The organism is Acidipropionibacterium jensenii DSM 20535, assembly GCF_000425285.1.
Classification (GTDB): Bacteria; Actinomycetota; Actinomycetes; order Propionibacteriales; family Propionibacteriaceae; genus Acidipropionibacterium; species Acidipropionibacterium jensenii.
Map to the genome: position 1 here is coordinate 85,356 of NZ_AUDD01000010.1, position 16,877 is coordinate 102,232.

Sequence of the window (16,877 nt, forward strand, 5' to 3'; positions counted from 1 at the left end):
GTGGAGTATTCCGGGGGTCGGGGACCCCTCGCAGTCAGTTGAGGTGGGGCTTCACCTGGCTGGTGTAGATCCCCTCGAGGGTGGACCGCAGGCTCTTCATGGTGGCGGTGGTGTCGGCCTTCTGGGTGAGGATGCCGGCCACCGCCTTCGCGATCTCCTGGTCGGCGCCGGGCATGAAGACCCGTGCCCAGTCCTGGGCGCGGGTGACGTCCAGCTGCTTGATCGCGGTGCCGATGAGGGCGTTCTTCTCGAGCAGCGAGGAGGTGTCGGCCGACTTGCGGACCGGCATGTACCCGGTGGCCGAGGAGAAGTCCACGGTGTTCTCGGGGTTGGTGAGGAAGGCGATGAACTTCGCGGCCGCCAGCTGGTTGGCCTTGTCGATCCCCTTGGGGATGCCGACCCCGGCGCCGCCGGTCGGGCAGACCGGCTTGGTGGAGACCGGGCCGCCGGGCAGGAAGCCGACGCCGACCTGGAAGCGGGACCCGATGGACTTCTGGACGCCGACCAGCGATCCGGTGGACTCGATGGTCGCCGAGCAGGCGCCGGCGGCCAGGTCGTCGATGGCGGCGGTGCTGGCCACCCCGGCCCACTTGGAGGTGTTGACGGCGTCTGCGAAGTAGTTCAGGGCCTTGACGGTGGCCGGGGAGTCGCAGGTGATGTCGAAGCTGTTGCGCTTGGACCAGCCGCCGCCGTACCCCCACAGGGTGTTCTGGAGGGTCCAACCGGCGTATCCGGCCAGGGCCGGGATCTCGTAGGCGTACTTGGCCTTCGTGGTGGCCTTGACCGCCATCAGCTTGGGCGCCCAGGTGGCGAACTCCTCCCAGCTGGTCGGTGACCGGTCAGGCAGTCCGGCGGCCTTGAAGTGGTTCTTGTTGTAGTAGAACAGCGGGGTGGAGCGGGCCCACGGCACCGCCCACTGCTCGCCCTTGTACTGGTAGTCGGCGACCAGGCCGTCGCGGTAGTCCGACAGCTCGAGGCCTGCGGCCTTGATGACATTGCCCAGCGGGATGATCGAGTCCTGCATGTAGTAGCGGAACCACCAGACGTCCGACAGCACCACCAGGTCGGGCAGCTGGCCGCCGGCCTGGGCGCTCTGGAACTTCTGGGCGACGTCCTCATAGGTGCTGCCCGCGGTGACGAGGTTCACCGTGATGCCCGACTGGGCCTTGAACTTCTTGATGATCGACTGGGTGATGGCCTGGGAGCTGCCGGGGTGGTTCGACCAGAAGGAGATGGTCTTGGCAGGGGTGACGCCGTCGAAGCTGGGTCCGCCGGTCGCCCCGGCCGAGGCCGAACCGGCCGCCGAGGTCGTCGAGGGCCCCGAGCAGGCCGACAGCAGCGCGGCACCCGCGCCGAGCCCGGCCAGGCCGAGCAGGCTGCGTCGCGAGATGGCGGCGCTGGACACGTCATGAAGCATGACAGGGATCTCCTTGTGGATGTGGGGCGCGCTCACTTGACCGCACCCTGGGTGAGACCAGCGACGATGTATCGCTGGAGGAAGAGGAAGACGATGAGGACCGGCAGGATGACGACCACTGCCCCGGCCATCAGCACCGGGTAGGCGCTGGGATCACCCTCGATGTTCTTGAGCAGGGTGAGGCCGACCGGCAGGGTCATCCGCGAGTCGTCGGTGGTGATGACCAGCGGCCAGATGTAGTTGTTCCACTCGTCGACGATGGTCACCAGACCGACCGTGGCGATCGCCGGCGTCGACATCGGCACGACCATCCGGAACAGCCGGCCGAGGTGCCCGGCGCCGTCCATCTCGGCGGCCTCCAGGACGTCGATCGGCAGGGACATGAAGTTCTGGCGCAGCAGGAAGGTGCCGAAGGCGGTGCCCAGGCCGGGCAGGATGATTCCCCAGTAGGTGTTGACCCCGCCGAGCCCGGCGATGGTGATGTAGTTGGGGACCAGGCTCACCTGGGAGGGAACCATCAGGGCGACCAGGATCGCGATGAAGATGAACCGGCGTCCCGGGAACCTCAGGAAGCTGAAGGCGTAGGCGCTGGTGATCGCCAGGACGAGCTTGACCACCGCGCCGACCGCGGTGACCAGCACCGAGTTGAGGAACAGCTGGGGGAAGTCGACCTTCGCCGAGGCGTTGAGATAGGCCGTCAGGCTCGGGTGGTGGGGCCACAGCACGAGATCCTGGGTGACGACCTCGCCGGAGGTCTTGAGGGAGCTCAGCGCCATCCACAGCAGCGGCAGGACGATCACCAGGCAGGCGATCACCAGGGGCAGGTAGCCGCCGAGAATGCGCCGCGACCAGGAGTCCGGGCCGACGATCGACTCGTCGACCGAGGAGTGGTGCCTGCTGTGGGCCCGCCTGGTGCCCTCGGCGTCCCGGGACGGTGTCCGGGTCAGTGCGAGGCTCATGCGTAGTAGACCTTCCGCTCGAGGAACCTCATCTGGAAGACGGTGAGGATGAGGAGGATGACGACCAGAAGGGTTGAGATCGCCGCCGAGTAGCCGGCCCGGTTGTAACCGCCGAAGGCCTGCAGGTAGGAGGCGTACATCAGCGTGGTGGTGCCCTGGCCCATCGGCGTCATGATGCGGATCAGGTCGAAGGACTGCAGTGAGGACAGGATCGTCGTCATCAGCAGGAAGAAGGTGGTCGGCGAGATGAGCGGCCAGATGATCGCCCGGAAGCTGCGGCCGCGGGTGGCGCCGTCCAGGGCGGCGGCCTCCAGCAGGTCGCGGGGGATGGCCTGGAGGGCGGCCAGGTAGATCACCGCGCAGTAGCCGAGGTTCTTCCAGATGTAGACGATGATGATCATCGTCAGGGACAGCGGCGGTTGCAGGAACCACTGCGGGGAGGACTGTCCGAACTTCCGCAGCACCGCGGCCAGCACCCCGCCGACCGGGTCGAAGATGAAGGTCCAGACCAGTCCGACGCCGACCCCCGACAGGACGTAGGGGGCGAAGACGGTGGCCCGGGCGACATTGCGTCCGACCAGCCTGCGGTTGAGGACGACGGCCAGGCCCAGGCCGATGAGCATCGACCCGCCGACCGTGACGACGGTGAAGACCAGTGTCGTGGTGAGGACCTGGCCGGCGTCGCGGCTGAAGAACTCGCGGTAGTTGCCCAGGCCGATGAACTTCGCCGTCGGGGAGCCGAGAGTCCAGTCCAGCATCGAGTACCAGATGTTGAGCACCAGTGGCCGGTAGGTGAACACGGCGATGAGTGCGGCATTGGGCAGGACGAAGGCCACGAAGAGCAGCGCCTCATGGATTCGTCGCCGACCGATGTGGCCTCTCGGCCGTGCGATCGTTGGTGCTGCACTCGTCACGCTCACTCCTCCTGGTCCAACGGACCTGCCTCCAGAAAGGTAGGCAGGCCAGTTGTCCTGAGGGGGAGTCGAAGGTTACGAGAGGGTTGTCGCCGGGTTCATTCTTGGTGTTCCCGCTGGTGAGGCCGGGCTGAGGGCCTCAGGCGGACTGGTGGAGGCCGGCCCCGGCGGCCTCGGCGAGCAGGGCCTCGAGCTTCTCGACGGTGTCCTGCCACCCGGTGACCGAGACACAGGGCACCCCCATCGCCTTGACGGGGTAGTCGTTGCCGTTGACGTCGAGCCGGTCGCCGAAGAACAGCAGGTCCTCGCGGTTCAGGCCGGTCTTCGTCAGCAGTTCGCCGATTCCGAAGGACTTGTCGCGTCCGACCCGGGTGATGTCGACGGAGGTGGATCCGCCGGCGCGCACCTCGAGATCGGGCAGCAGTTCGGCCACCGCGGCGCGCAGCCGCAGCTTTTTCTCACCGGTCGGGTCCCAGGCGCGCTTGGCCGGAACCGGCGCCTCCTGGCCGAGGGCCGAGAAGGTGATCTGGGACTCCCGGTCCTCCATCGTCGGACCCCAGGTGTGCTCCTCCCACAGGCCGAGCCTGCGGGCGCATCCCTCGAGAGCCTCGGTGGCCCGCGACTTCTCGTCGTCGGTGAGAGCCTCCAGGTAGATCCTGTCCCACCGGCCGTCGACCAGCCGGTAGTACTGGGTGCCGCAGGCCGGCATGAGGTGGAGCCGGTCCATCCGGGCCGACCCCACCTCATCGAGGGGTTCGACGACCTGACTGCGGAACTGGCCGAACTGGCCGCCGGAGACCACGCACACCTGGGTGGCCTCCAGCAGCCGTGCCAGAGTCTCGGCCATCGGTTCGGGAAGCCGCGTCTTGGAGGGCGCGAGGGTGTCGTCCAGATCGAAGGCGACCATTGGCGGTATTGACGCAGTCACGGCCAACAACCTATAGGAAGCCGCTCGACCGGTTGACACGACTCGACTGATGGAGACCGCTCAGCTGATGAAGGCGGGACTGATGGAGACCGCTCAGCTGATGGAGGCCTGGTAGATCGAGGCGATCGAGGAGGCCAGAGTGGCGTCGAAGTCCTGCTGGGACTGGTCGACACTCAGGCCCTCGGCCAGAGCCCGGGAGAAACTCGCGATGAGGCCGTGGTTGCGGGCCAGCAGCTCATTGGCCTCGGTGCGCGAGTAGCCGCCCGACAGCGCGACGACGCGCACCACCTTGGGCTCAGCGATGAGGTCGGCGTACAGGTCGGTCCGGCTCGGGATGGTGAGCTTCAGCATGATCCGGGCGTCGTCGGGAAGGGCGTCGATGTGGCTGCGGAGCTGCTCGTGCAGCAGGTCCTCGGCCTTCTCCTTGGCCGGGGCGTGGATGTCGACCTCCGGCTCCAGGATCGGCACCAGGCCGGCGGCCCGCACCTTCTCACCGAGGTCGAACTGCTGGTCGACGATCCGCGGGATACCGGTCTCGTCGGCGTCCAGGATGACCGAGCGCTCCTTGGTCCCGAAGATGTGCTTCTCCTCGCGGGCCCGAGCCAGGGTCTCCTCCAGCCCGGGGATGGGCTTCATGACGCGGACGTGATCGGCCTCGTCGGTCAGCCCCTTGTCAATCTTGAGGATCGGGACGATCCCCTTGCGCTGCCACAGGAAGTCGGCGGTGGGGATCCCCTCGATCTCGCGGTCCATGGTCATCTCGAACAGGATCGCGGCCAGGATGTGCGCGCTGGTGAAGGACGGGCTGGTCACCACCCGCGTCCTCATCTGGTGGACCAGGTCGAACATCTTCTGCTTGTCGTCGCCGTAGGCGTCCTCGCCGATCCCGTAGGCCCTCAGTGCCTTGGGGGTGGAGCCGCCGGACTGGTCCAGGGCGGCGATGAATCCCTGACCGGAGTGCATCCGGTCGAGCTGTTCGGTGTTGATGGTGACAGTCATGATGATCTCCTTCGACACGATTCGCCTCGGCGAGGAGCGACTGCCTCGTCGTCGAGGGTCGTTTCCACCGTACCCGGATCCTCGAGGGATCAGACGAGGATCACCAGAAACCGTCCGGACACCGTTCCCCCCGGTGCGAGTACCCCTCGATCGGACCCCTCACGGGTCCACCAGTAGCCCCGCAGGACTGTCCAGGGCTCGTCAGCGAGGGATCGTGCGCCAGCGCCGGCCCAGCCACACCAGGGCGTCGTGGCCACGGCGTCCCGGCTCGATCCGGTCGACCTCCAGGACGACCACGGTCGCCGACCCGACGTCGACCATCCTGACGACCTCGCAGTGCAGCCGGGCAGTGGGGACGTCCAGACAGGGCACCTGCTCGGAGGAGACCATCCAGCGGGTCCTCAACTCGGAGATGCCGTGGTGGGCGAACTCATTGCCCAGCTGCTCCTGGCCGGCCTCCAACGGATGGAGGACGACGCGGGAGCCCTCCTCCAGGGCCGCCAGGGTGATCGAACCATGGCCCATCGACAGCGAGACCATCGCCGGGCGCACCGAGACCGAGGCCAGCGAGGACACCGTCATGCCGACCGGACCGGCCGCACCGCGGGCGGTGAGCACGGCCGCACCCGCCGGGTACTGGCGGAACACCCCGGCCAGCTCCTGGGCGAGATCGGACTCTTGGATCGGATGACTCACGAGGCCGAGCGTTCCACGCCGAAACGTCGCTGACCAGCCCCTGGACCCCCGGATTCGCTACCCGCTGACCTGCGGGGTCCCGGGGTACCCCAGCGCCTCGACATCTCGACGTCTCAGCGCCCCGGTGCCATGGGTCCTCCGCTGCCGGGGAAGGCGGATCCTCGCCACGGGAGGGGTCGGACCCTCCCTCGGGAGAGCGCGGATCCTCCCCCAGGAGGATGCCGCGGGCGCCCTGGCTGCCTAGGCTCGAACGGTGAGCACTCGTCGCCGCCTGAGCATTCGCGGAATCCACAACTGGATCGGGCGCCACCCGATGGTCGGTGACGCCGTGCTGGCCCTGCTGCTCACCCCGTTCGCCCTCGCCGGGACCATCAGTGGCCACTACGGCTGGGCACGTGCCCTGTGGGGGCTGTGCTACGTGGTCCCGCTGATCTGGCGGCGGGCCCGACCCGACGTCGCCGCGGCCGGGGTGGCCGTGGCCTGCCTGGTCCAGCTCGTCGTCGCCACCGGCCCCAATGCCGGCAACGTCACCGTGCCGATCGTGATCTACGCGGTGATCGCCTACGGCAACGCCCGTCACGCCCGGTGGTGGCTCTGGCTGGCCCTGGCCGGCAGTCTGGCAGCCGGTTTGAGATGGTCGTTGAATGACGATGTGTTCCGCTCCTACGGCCGCCAGGAGCTCATCCTCAACATCACCGCGCTCACCATCGGCTGCGCCGTCACGGTGCTGATGGCCTGGTACGCCGGACGGTTCGCCCGGGAGCGCCGGTTGAACCTCGAGCAGCTGCGGCGCCGCGCCGAGGACCTGGAGCGGGAGCGTGACCAGCGGGTCAAACTCGCCACCCAGGAGGAGCGCACCCGGATCGCCCGGGAGATGCACGACATCGTCGCCCACTCCCTGTCGGTGATCGTCGTCCAGGCCGACGGCGGGTCCTACCTGGCCCACCACGACGACGCCGGCGACGCGGAGTCGCGCCTGCGATCCTCGGCCACCGCCCTGGACACCATCGCCGAGACCGCCCGCACGGCCCTGACCGAGACCCGCCGGCTGGTCGGGGTGCTGCGCGACGACTCCGGTCGCCCCGCCGATCTGACCCCCTCCCAGGGGCTGGCGGACCTGCCCGCGCTGATCGAGGAGACCCGCGGCGCGCTGCCGGTGACCCTGCAGGTGACCGGGGACCCCGACGGCCATCCGGCCCTGTCCGCCGGCGCCGACCTGGCCTGCTACCGGGTGGTCCAGGAGTCCCTCACCAATGTCCTCAAGCACGCCGGCCCCGGGGCCAGCGCCCTGGTGCAGATCATCCACCGGCCCGACCGGGTGGAGGTCCGGGTCACCGACGACGGCCGCGGCTCCCTGGCCGCCACCGACGACGGCGCCGGGCACGGCCTGGTGGGGATGCGCGAGCGGGTCAGCGCGTGGGGTGGCACGCTGGAGGCCAGGGACCGGCTGGACGGCGGATATCAGGTGGACGCCGTCATCCCGGTCGAGTCCACACCCACCCACCGGACCCCAGGAGAGACCCCGTGAACCCGGACCAGCTCATCCGACTGCTGCTCGCCGACGATCAGGAGATGGTGCGGGTGGGATTCCGGATGGTCCTCGACGCCCAGCCGGACATGGAGGTCGTCGGGGAGGCGGCCGACGGCGTCCAGGCCGTGGCGATGGCCACCGAGCTGGAGCCCGACGTCGTGCTGATGGACATCCGGATGCCGCGGATGGACGGTCTGGAGGCCACCCGCCAGATCATCGCCGGCAGCTCCGAGGCCCGGGTTCTGGTCCTCACCACCTTCGATCTGGACGAGTACGTGCACTCGGCGCTGCGGGCCGGGGCGTCGGGATTCCTGCTGAAGGACGCCGGTCCCGCCGAGTTGCTGGCCGGGATCCGGTCGGTCGCCTCGGGGGACGCCGTCGTGGCACCCTCGGCCACCCGACGTCTGCTGGAACGGTTCCTGCCCACCGACGGCGGCGGTCCCTCGCCGACCGACCCCGACCTCATCGAAGCTCTCTCGGACCGGGAGCGCGAGGTGCTCACCTGTGTCGGGGCGGGCCTGACCAATGCCGAGATCGCCGCCAAACTCTTCCTGGCCGAGACCACCGTCAAGACCCACATCGGCCACATCCTCGCCAAGCTGGGCCTGCGGGACCGAGTCCAGATGGTCATCACCGCCTATGACGCCGGCCTCGTGAGGCCCGGTCGGTGAGCGGTTCAGTGAACGGTTCGATGAGTGGTCCGGGTCGGCGGGGACGCGACGCCGAAGCGGAGCCCGGGCCGGTGAACGGGCCCGATCGACAGGGCACGGCCCTCGGTCGATTTCTTGCGGCGCTGTTCGCCAGCCGGGCGGCACGGCTGACCTGCACCATCGTCCTCACCCTGGTGATCGGCGTCATCGTCTTCGACCCCGATCCCGGCGAGGGCTCCTCCTTCTTCAGCACGCCGGCCCTGGAGTTCAGCGCCAACATCGTGATGTTCCTGCCGGTCGGCGCGGTGGCGTGGTGGTGGCGCCGGTCGGTGTGGCGCAATGTCCTGGTCGGATTCGTCGCGACGGTGATCATCGAGTCGGTCCAGGGACTCTTCCTGCCCCACCGGGTGGCCGACATCCGCGACGTCATCGCCAACACCTCCGGGGCGGTTATCGGCTCGGTCACCTGCTGGGTGGTGGCCGGCATCCTCCTGCGGAAGGACCTGCGGAACCATTCCGGCGGATGATTCGCGACGATGCGGCCGATTTCTAGCGTCTGTGGTGTTCGTTGACCCAGACCCAGGAGACCGCACGATGTCCCACTCAGCCACCCCCGCCCGCGCCCTTCGCCCCGACGGCGCACCGCCCCGGTCCGGATCCCGACCTACCGTGCGGTCCGCGGTCCGCGCCGTCGACCTCACCAAGACCTACGGCTCCGGTCCCGCCACCGTGCACGCCCTGGACGGGGTGAGTCTGGATCTGGCGGCCGGCCATCTCACCGCCATCATGGGGGCCTCCGGATCGGGCAAGTCGACCCTGCTGCACTGCCTCACCGGACTGGACTCCCCCACCAGCGGCACGGTGTGGATCGGCGACACCGACATCACCTCGCTGTCCGACGACGACCTCACCCGGCTGCGCCGCGACCGGATCGGCTTCGTCTTCCAGTCCTTCAACCTGATGCCCACCCTCACCGCCGAGAGGAACATCCTGCTGCCGCTGAAGCTGTCGCGGCGTCGAGTCGACCAGGAGTGGTTCGACCGGGTCACCGGGATGCTGGGGATCACCGAGAGGCTGTCCCACCGGCCCTCCGAGTTGTCCGGCGGTCAGCAGCAGCGCGTCGCGGTGGCCCGGGCGCTCATCACCCGTCCCGACGTCATCGTCGCCGACGAGCCCACCGGGGCCCTGGACTCCGCGGCCAGCGACTCCCTGCTCACCTTCCTGCGCAACTGCGTCGAGGACCTGGGACAGACGGTCGTGATGGTCACCCACGACCACCACGCCGCCGAGTACGCCGACCGCGTCGTCACCCTGCGCGACGGGCGAACCAGTGAGGACCACTGGGTGTCACTGCGGGCCGGGGTGCTGGCCGAGGACGGCTCCACGAGACCGGACGGCAGCGGAGCCGCAGGCAGCGGAGCGACACACGGCTGGAGAGACGCCGGCTGTCCGGCCTGCCGGGATGCTGCAGGCCTGGACGCACCGGACGCATCGGCACAGGACGCTGCCGCCCGGAACGTGGGGGTCGCGCGATGACTCCGGAGCGCCGCAGACTGATCCCCACCATCCTGGCGGTCCTGCTCGGGGTCGCCTTCCTGGCCGCCACCCTCATCATGTCGGCCACCATGAAGGCCTCCATCACCTCCCAGACCGCCGCATCGGTCGAGGGGGCGGACGCCGTCGTGGTCGCCGACCCCTCCACCACCCTCCCGGTCGCCGCCACCCAGGCGATCTCCCGAGCCTCCGGGGTGACCGGCGTCGACCCGACGATCTCCACGACGCTGAGGGCCACCCACTCCGGCGGCATGTCGATGGTCGAGGGGCACCTCACCCCCTCTTCGGGTCAGCGCACCCTGGTCTCGGGGCGGCTCCCCCGCAGCGCCGGGGAGGCCCTCGTCAACCCCCTGATGATCGACGCCGGGGTGAGGCAGGGATCGACACTGACCCTTCTCGGCGTCGACAACGCCGCGAAGCCGCAGCAGGTGCGGGTGGTCGGCGTCATCGCCCCCGCCCCGAGGGTCTCGATGAACACCGACAGCCAGCAGGTCTACACCGACTCCCGGACCCTGATGGCGGCCCGCGGCACCCCCGGCTACGACACCGTCTACGTCACCGGGACCGGCGGCCAGCAGGCCGTCGCCCAGGCTGTCAAGAAGGTTCCCGGGATGGACGCCGCCGGCATCACGGTGCGCACAGCCGATGCCGAGCGGGCCGAGCTGACCCGCCAGTCGCTGGCCGGCTCCGGGGCGCTGACCGGCTTCATGGGGGCCTTCGCCGCGATCGCCGTGGCGGTCGCCGCGATCGTCATCGTCAACACCTTCGCCATCCTGGTCGCCCAGCGGACCCGCTCCCTGGCACTGGCCCGCTGCGTCGGCGCCACCCGCCGGCAGGTCCGCAACTCGGTGCTCATCGAGGCCCTGGCCACCGGTGTGATCGGCTCGATCCTGGGTCTGACGGTGGGCACCGGACTCTCCCAGCTGCTGGTGTCCCTGGGCCGGTCCCGGATGAACCTGCCGCTGCAGTCGGTGATCACCCTGGACCCGGTGTCCCTGCTGGCCCCCGCGGCGGTCGGCATCCTGGTCACCGTGCTGGCCGCCCTGCCACCGGCCCGCAGAGCCACCCGGGTTCCCCCGGTCGCCGCCCTGTCCCCGGTGTCGCCCGAACCCACCCGGCGGGTCGGACGGGTCCGACTGGCGATCGGCGCCGTGCTGTTCGTCGCTGGAGCCGGCCTGCTGGTCTACGGGGCGATCGGGACGAAGGTCACTGGCCTGGCCCTGGTCGCCGGCATCGCCGGCGGACTGGCGAGCTTCGTCGGGGTGCTCATCCTGGCGATCGTCGTCATCCCCCGACTGGCCCTGTCTCTTGGACGCCTCGCGGCCCGGCTGGGCGGCGTCCCGGCCGAACTGGCCACCGAGAACACCCAGCGCAACCCGGGCCGGGCGGCCTCCACCGTCTCCGCCCTACTGGTCGGCGTCACCCTCATCGTCATGACGGCGGTCGGCGCCGCCACCGCGCAGACCAGCGTCAACAAGACCCTGGACGAGCACTTCCCCACCGACGCCATCGTGACCAGCGACTCCGGACGGCTCCCCGACCGGCTGCTGGATGCGGCGCGCGGCGCAGACGGGGTGGCCGCAGCCGGAGAGGTGAGCTCCGGCCAGGCCACCCTCACCGCCGGCGGCAGAACCCAGCGGGTGGACGTCGCCGGATACTCCGCCGGAGCCCTGGCGGCACTGCGCGACACCGAGGCGCTGGCCAGACTGGACGACCGGCACGTGGTGGTCCGGGCGCCCGGCGTGACCACCGGACAGAAGGTGACGATCCGCAACGGACAGCGCTCCCTGGAACTGGTCGCGGTGGCCCAGCCCACGGACCAGCGGGCGCCCAGCATCGCCCTGAGCGCCGCCACCATGAAGAGGGTTCTTCCCGACGCCGTCGGAAGCCAGATCCTGGTGCGCTACGCGGCCGGGACCAGCCCCTCCGACGCCACCGCGTCGATCACCCGGGCGATCAGCCCGATCCCGGGGGCGTCGATCATCAGCGCCGCCTCGAGCAGGGATGAGATCCAGCGGGTGGTGACGATCATGCTGGCCCTGGTCATCGGTCTGCTGGCGATCTCGGTGGTCATCGCGCTGGTCGGGGTGGGCAACACCCTGGGCCTGTCGGTGCTGGAGCGGACCCGTGAGATCGGCCTGCTGAGGGCGCTGGGGCTGACCCGCCGACAGGTGCGGGCGATGTTCGGCCACGAGGCGGTGCTGGAGTCGGTGGCGGCCGTGGTGGTCGGGCTGGTGCTGGGCACCGGCTACGGGATCGCCGGGACCTACGCCATGCTCGGCAGCCAGGGGGCCGATGTCATCGTCTCCCTGCCCTGGCTGCAGCTGGCGGCGGTCGCGGCGATCGCGATGGCGGCCGGCTGGCTGGCCTCGGTGATTCCCGGCCGGCACGCCGCCCGGGTGAGCCCGTCGGTGGCCCTGGCCGGGGAGTAGTCGGGGACTTGACCGCCCACCGTGCGGGACCTGGAGTAGGCGGACCGGGAGGGACCAGGCTGCGAGGTGGGGCCGCACCGGGAGGGCAGGGCCATAGCGGTGGCCCTCCCCCGGTCCCTCCGCCGCCCTACCCCACCCCCGAGGTCTCGGTGGCGGCGTCCACGCCCCGGCCGCCGCCACCGCCGTCAGACCCGAACTCTAGGATGCTCGGAGTGAGCCCTCTCCAGTCGCCGAACCGCACCACCCCCGCCGACACCGGTTCGGGACCCGGCGGGTCCGACGACGGAGTCGGCAGTACCGGTAGTACCGGCAAGGCTGACGACAATGGCAGCACCGATCGGACAGGCGGAATCGCCCTGCGCCGCGACCTGCGCAACCGTCACATCCAGCTCATCGCGCTGGGCGGGGCGATCGGCACCGGACTGTTCTACGGCGCCTCCGACTCGATCGGGGCCGCCGGACCCGCGGTGATCGTCAGCTACCTCATCGGAGGCATCGTCATCTACCTGGTGATGCGGGCGCTGGGCGAGATGAGCGTCGACCACCCGACCTCCGGGGCCTTCTCCACCTACGCCCACGACTACTGGGGCGACCTGGCCGGATTCGTCTCCGGCTGGAACTACTGGTTCAACTACATCGCCGTCTCGATGGCCGAGCTGTCGGTGGTGGGCATCTACATCAACTACTGGCTGCCCTCGGTGCCGACCTGGGTCTCGGCGGCCGTGATGCTGGTCATCATCACCGCCATCAACCTGCTCCACGTCAAGGCCTACGGGGAGTTCGAGTTCTGGTTCGCGATCATCAAGGTGGTCGCGATCATCGCGATGATCTGCTTCGGACTGTGGATCATGGTGGCCGGAGCCGGCGGCACCCCGGCCACCGGGATCTCCAACCTGTGGACCCACGGCGGATTTGCACCCCACGGCCTGCACGGAATCATGACAGGCCTGGTCGTGGTGATGTTCTCCTTCGGCGGGGTCGAGCTCATCGGGATCACCGCCGGCGAGGCCCAGGACCCCCAGCGATCCATCCCCCGGGCCATAAACCAGGTGGTCTACCGGATCCTCATCTTCTACATCGGGGCGATCTTCGTCATCGTCGCCCTCACCCCGTGGGACAGGATCGACGGGAAGGCCAGCCCCTTCGTCCAGATCTTCGACCAGATCGGCATCCCCGGAGCGGCCGCGATCCTCAACGCCGTCGTCCTCACCGCGGCCGTCTCGGCCTACAACTCCGGGCTGTACTCCAACGGCCGGATGCTCTTCTCGCTGGCCCAGCGCGGCAACGCCCCGCGGGTCCTGGCGAAGGTGAGCCGCAACGGCTCGCCGTGGGTCGGCGTCGTCGTCTCCAGCATCGTCACCGCCGCGGCCGTCCTGCTCACCGCCGTACTGCCCGCCCAGGCCTTCGGATATGTGATGTCGATCGCCCTGATCGCCGCCTTCATCAACTGGGGGATGGTGGTCATCACCCAGCTGTTCTTCCGCCGCAGACTGGACGACGCCGCGATCGGCGCCCTACGGTTCAAGATGCCGGGAGCACCCGTCACCAACTGGCTCGTGCTGGCATTCATGGCCGTTATCGTCATCCTGATGGTGCTGTCGGGCAATCCCGCCTACCAGATCGCGGTCGGCGTCGGCCCGGTCTGGCTCATCATCCTCATCGTCGGCTGGGCGCTGTCGCGGCTGGCCCGGCGACGTCACTCGAACCACCACACCGACGGCGACCAGATCGCCTCGAGGGAGAACTGATCCGTGTTCACCATCGTGCTGGACTTCCTGGTCGCCCACCAGCTGGTCACCATCCTCGTGGTCCTGGCCCTGGGCGCCATGCTCGGCCAGATCAAGTTCGGGCCGCTGCGCTTCGGCGCCGCCGGGGCCCTGTTCATGGGGCTCGTGGTGGGCACCCTCGACCCGCGTCTTGGACAGGGTTTGGCCAGCGTCAAGGCGCTCGGCGTCGTGCTGTTCTGCTACACCGTCGGACTGTCGGCCGGCTCGACCTTCCTGTCCGACCTCAAGCGGCAGTGGACGCTGATGGTGGCGGCGATCGTCGGACTGGTCGTGATGGCCGGGGCCGCGATCGGGCTGGGACGACTCTTCGGACTGTCCTCGGCGCACATCGCCGGGCTCTACGCCGGCGTCCTCACCTCACCGGCCATTGACGCCGCCCAGTCGGCCACCCAGGGGGCCGGCGACACCCTGGTCGGTTACGCGATCTCCTACCCGGTCGGCGTCGTCGTCGCGATGATCGTCGTCTCGATGATCGCCACCCGCAAGTGGCCGGCCAAGAAGGACAACACCTCGATGGCCGAGGCCGGACTGACCTCGGTGTCCACCGTGGTGGACCGCGAGACGACGATCCGCCACACCCCCGGATTCACCGCCGACCAGATCCGGATGTCCTACCTGCTGCGCGACGGTGAAATGCGCCTGGCCCGCCCCGACGACGACCTGCACATCGGAGACCAGGTGCTGGTGGTGGGCAACCCCAACGACGTCGACAAGGCCGTCAAGCACCTGGGACACCGGTCCCGCAAGCGCCTCACCGACGACCGCAACACGGTGGACTTCCGGCGGTTCCTGGTCTCCAACCCGCTGCTGGTCGGGCGGCGTCTGGGAGATATCGACGTCCGCGGACGCACCAGCGGCAAGGTGACCCGGGTGCGCCGCGGCGACCTCGACATGCTCGCCAATGACGACATCATCCTGCAGCCCGGCGACCGGGTGCTCGTCGTGGTGCCGGCCAACCGGCTGTCCGACGCCGCCGACCTGTTCGGCGACTCGGAGGCCCGGGTCTCCCAGGTCGACGCCCTCTCGCTGGGTCTGGGTGCGGCGATGGGCCTGGTGCTCGGGGCGATCCTGGTGGCCCTTCCCGGCGGCCTCAAGTTCGAGCTCGGAGCAGCTGCCGGACCGCTGGTGATGGGCATGATCCTCGGTGCGGTGCACCGCACCGGGCCGCTGCGCTGGGACCTGCCGCACGCCACCAACAACATCCTTCGCCAGATCGGCCTGATGATCTTCCTGGCCTGCGTCGGACTGGCCTCCGGTCAGGCCTTCATCTCCCAGGCCCTCACCTGGCACGGTCTGGCGGTGGTCATCGTCTCGGCCGTCTCGCTGATCCTCGGCGGGGTCATCCTGCTGGCCGCCGCCCGGTGGCTGCAGCTGTCGGCCCAGCGGGCCACCGGCGGATTCGCCGGGTTCGTCGGCCAGCCGGCGATCCTGGGGTATGCCAACACCCTGGTCAACGACGAGCGGATCGAGTCGGCCTACGGTGCGCTGTTCGCCCTGGGAACCGTGGTCAAGATCGTCATGGTTCAGGTCATCGCCCTGCTCTGAGGGGGTTGCCGTTCCGTCGTTCTCCGTTGTGATGTCGGCCTTCTTGGGTGCCTGTGGCTGTCTCCGCTTCTTGCCCTGCGGTGTCTGGCCGTCTCACCCTTGGTCTGACGGCGTCTGGCTGTCTCGCCCTTGGTCTGACGGCGTCCCGTCGTCTCCCCACCTGCCCTGACGGTGTCCTTCCGCTGCCCTGGACGGCGTCTCCAGCTCCCTTGTCCTGACGGCGTCTGGCTGCCTCTCCGCCCTGAACGACGTCCTCCCCCATCCCTGGCTCCACGTTGATCCAGTTACTCGGCACCCCCACCTCCCCCTCACCACGTTGATCCAGATACTCGGCGTTGATCCAGTTACAAGAGGATCAACGCCGAGTATCTGGATCAACGTGAAGTTCGGGCGGGCAGAGGCAGGCAGAAACGGAGTGAGGGCGGGCAGAGTCAGGCAGATAGAGGGCGGAACCGGTGAAGACCGGCAGACGTCGACAGACGCAGACGCCGACAACCAGAAACTGCGAGCAGCCAGCAGGCAGCCAGACCAGGCCCTTCTCGGAGCAGACCAGGCAATCGGACCGGATCCTTCTTGGTCCGGAGCCGACCCCGTCAATCAGGTCAGATCGTGCTGTGCTCGGTCTTGGCCATCTGGGCGGCCAGATCCGCCGGTGCCAGATCGGCGTGCTCGAACTCGGTGGTCACCGGAAGTCGAAGTCGCAGATCGGTGCCGACGCACACCTCGACCGACCCGTTGCTGATCTCGAAGTCGACGACGTGACCGCCCAGGGTCCGGGTGTCGTCGATGAAGTGGACATGGCACCCCGGCACTGAGATCCCGCCCTGGTAGACGGGGGTCCGGAAACCGACGAAGACGCCGTCCAGGTCCTCGGCGCGCACCACCTCCTCGCCGTCGGTGGCCTCCACCATCGGACGGTAGGGCTTGGCCTGCTGAACCACCGTGCGCGTCGTCACCCAGCCGACGTGACCGCAGATCCGCAGCGCATACATGTAGTTCGCACTGGGCAGCAGCCCGTCGATGAGCCGCGACAGGTCCGAACGGTGCAGGGTCTGATTGATCTCCAGACGGTGGGAGGGGACGAAGTTGGTCACCGTCGCGTAGGGGGTGTGCTGACTCATCAGCGCCGGCCGGGTGGTGCCGTCCCCGCGCAGCTGGAAGCACCGTCCGTCGAGGATCACCATCTCCCCGTCCAGACCGTTGAAGGTGCCGAGCCCGAAGGACCCGTGGGACAGCAGCTCGGCAATGGACATCTCGTCCTCGTAGACGCCGTCCATGAGAGATGAGATGAGACTGGTCTGGAAGAACTCGTGTCGATTCACGGACTCCAGCTTAAGCATCCTCGGGCTCCCCGCACGCTCCTCCGAGAGCCCCCGACGACTTCCAAGGGAGGGTCACCCGACCGCCGACGGCCTCACCGCTCCGACCCTCATCCAGGATCCGGAGAACCTCACCTGTCCGACGC

13 protein-coding genes and 1 pseudogene are annotated in these 16,877 nt (G+C 69.0%); 7 read left to right on the forward strand and 7 right to left on the reverse strand.

From position 1 onward, the window contains the following. Positions 1-34: 34 nt before the first annotated feature. The 6 genes from H590_RS0108285 to H590_RS0108310 all read right to left on the reverse strand — a co-directional run bounded on the left by H590_RS0108285 (position 35) and on the right by H590_RS0108310 (position 5,913). A complete protein-coding gene (locus tag H590_RS0108285; protein ID WP_028703194.1) occupies positions 35-1,417 on the reverse strand; it encodes an ABC transporter substrate-binding protein in 1,383 nt (460 codons plus the stop codon). Positions 1,418-1,449: 32 nt separating this feature from the next. After that, positions 1,450-2,376: a carbohydrate ABC transporter permease gene (locus H590_RS0108290; RefSeq protein ID WP_028703195.1), complete on the reverse strand. Its 927-nt coding sequence runs from the start codon at positions 2,374-2,376 to the stop codon at positions 1,450-1,452. Next, the gene (locus tag H590_RS0108295) at positions 2,373-3,290 is read right to left on the reverse strand and encodes a carbohydrate ABC transporter permease (protein WP_126412838.1); all 918 of its coding nucleotides are present in this window, start codon (positions 3,288-3,290) and stop codon (positions 2,373-2,375) included. Before H590_RS0108295 ends, H590_RS0108290 begins: the two co-directional genes overlap by 4 nt. A gap of 139 nt (positions 3,291-3,429) precedes the next feature. Next, the gene (locus tag H590_RS0108300) at positions 3,430-4,197 is read right to left on the reverse strand and encodes an HAD-IIB family hydrolase (RefSeq protein ID WP_036981652.1); all 768 of its coding nucleotides are present in this window, start codon (positions 4,195-4,197) and stop codon (positions 3,430-3,432) included. A gap of 114 nt (positions 4,198-4,311) precedes the next feature. Next, positions 4,312-5,217, reverse strand: a complete 906-nt coding sequence (locus tag H590_RS0108305) for a fructose bisphosphate aldolase (RefSeq protein WP_051232228.1) — start codon at positions 5,215-5,217, stop codon at positions 4,312-4,314. Between the two features lie 201 nt (positions 5,218-5,418). Continuing rightward, positions 5,419-5,913, reverse strand: a complete 495-nt coding sequence (locus H590_RS0108310; RefSeq protein WP_027586531.1) for a flavin reductase family protein — start codon at positions 5,911-5,913, stop codon at positions 5,419-5,421. A 253-nt stretch (positions 5,914-6,166) separates the two neighbouring features. Here H590_RS0108310 and H590_RS15665 point away from each other — a divergent pair, with 253 nt between their 5' ends. From H590_RS15665 to H590_RS0108345, 7 genes and pseudogenes are all read left to right on the forward strand, one after another. Further along, complete coding sequence (locus tag H590_RS15665; RefSeq protein WP_425393487.1) at positions 6,167-7,441, forward strand: sensor histidine kinase; 1,275 nt, start codon at positions 6,167-6,169, stop codon at positions 7,439-7,441. After that, positions 7,438-8,115: a response regulator gene (locus H590_RS0108320; RefSeq protein ID WP_027586530.1), complete on the forward strand. Its 678-nt coding sequence runs from the start codon at positions 7,438-7,440 to the stop codon at positions 8,113-8,115. The genes H590_RS15665 and H590_RS0108320 overlap by 4 nt, the downstream gene beginning before the upstream one ends. A 71-nt stretch (positions 8,116-8,186) precedes the next feature. Next, entirely contained in the window at positions 8,187-8,621 is a 435-nt protein-coding gene (locus tag H590_RS17320) for a VanZ family protein (RefSeq protein ID WP_051232178.1), read from the forward strand. 67 nt (positions 8,622-8,688) lie between these two features. Then, positions 8,689-9,426 (forward strand): annotated as a pseudogene (locus tag H590_RS15675) (ABC transporter ATP-binding protein); the annotation flags it as partial. A 200-nt stretch (positions 9,427-9,626) separates the two neighbouring features. Then, a complete protein-coding gene (locus H590_RS0108335; protein ID WP_028703197.1) occupies positions 9,627-12,080 on the forward strand; it encodes an ABC transporter permease in 2,454 nt (817 codons plus the stop codon). Positions 12,081-12,430: 350 nt separating this feature from the next. Continuing rightward, on the forward strand, positions 12,431-13,828 hold the full coding sequence (locus H590_RS15680; protein WP_051238324.1) for an amino acid permease: 1,398 nt from the start codon (positions 12,431-12,433) through the stop codon (positions 13,826-13,828). 3 nt (positions 13,829-13,831) lie between these two features. Further along, a complete protein-coding gene (locus H590_RS0108345; RefSeq protein ID WP_036981654.1) occupies positions 13,832-15,412 on the forward strand; it encodes an aspartate:alanine exchanger family transporter in 1,581 nt (526 codons plus the stop codon). A gap of 602 nt (positions 15,413-16,014) precedes the next feature. Here the strand turns inward: H590_RS0108345 and budA are convergent. Beyond that, positions 16,015-16,734, reverse strand: a complete 720-nt coding sequence (gene budA, locus H590_RS0108350; protein WP_027586526.1) for an acetolactate decarboxylase — start codon at positions 16,732-16,734, stop codon at positions 16,015-16,017. Positions 16,735-16,877 lie beyond the last annotated feature (143 nt).

Coding starts and splice junctions, on each gene's coding strand:
- H590_RS0108305 (WP_051232228.1), bottom strand. CDS start 5,217: ATGACTGTCACCATCAACACCGAACAGCTCGACCGGATGCACTCCGGT.
- H590_RS0108300 (WP_036981652.1), bottom strand. CDS start 4,197: ATGGTCGCCTTCGATCTGGACGACACCCTCGCGCCCTCCAAGACGCGG.
- H590_RS0108335 (WP_028703197.1), top strand. CDS start 9,627: ATGACTCCGGAGCGCCGCAGACTGATCCCCACCATCCTGGCGGTCCTG.
- H590_RS0108285 (WP_028703194.1), bottom strand. CDS start 1,417: ATGCTTCATGACGTGTCCAGCGCCGCCATCTCGCGACGCAGCCTGCTC.
- H590_RS0108290 (WP_028703195.1), bottom strand. CDS start 2,376: ATGAGCCTCGCACTGACCCGGACACCGTCCCGGGACGCCGAGGGCACC.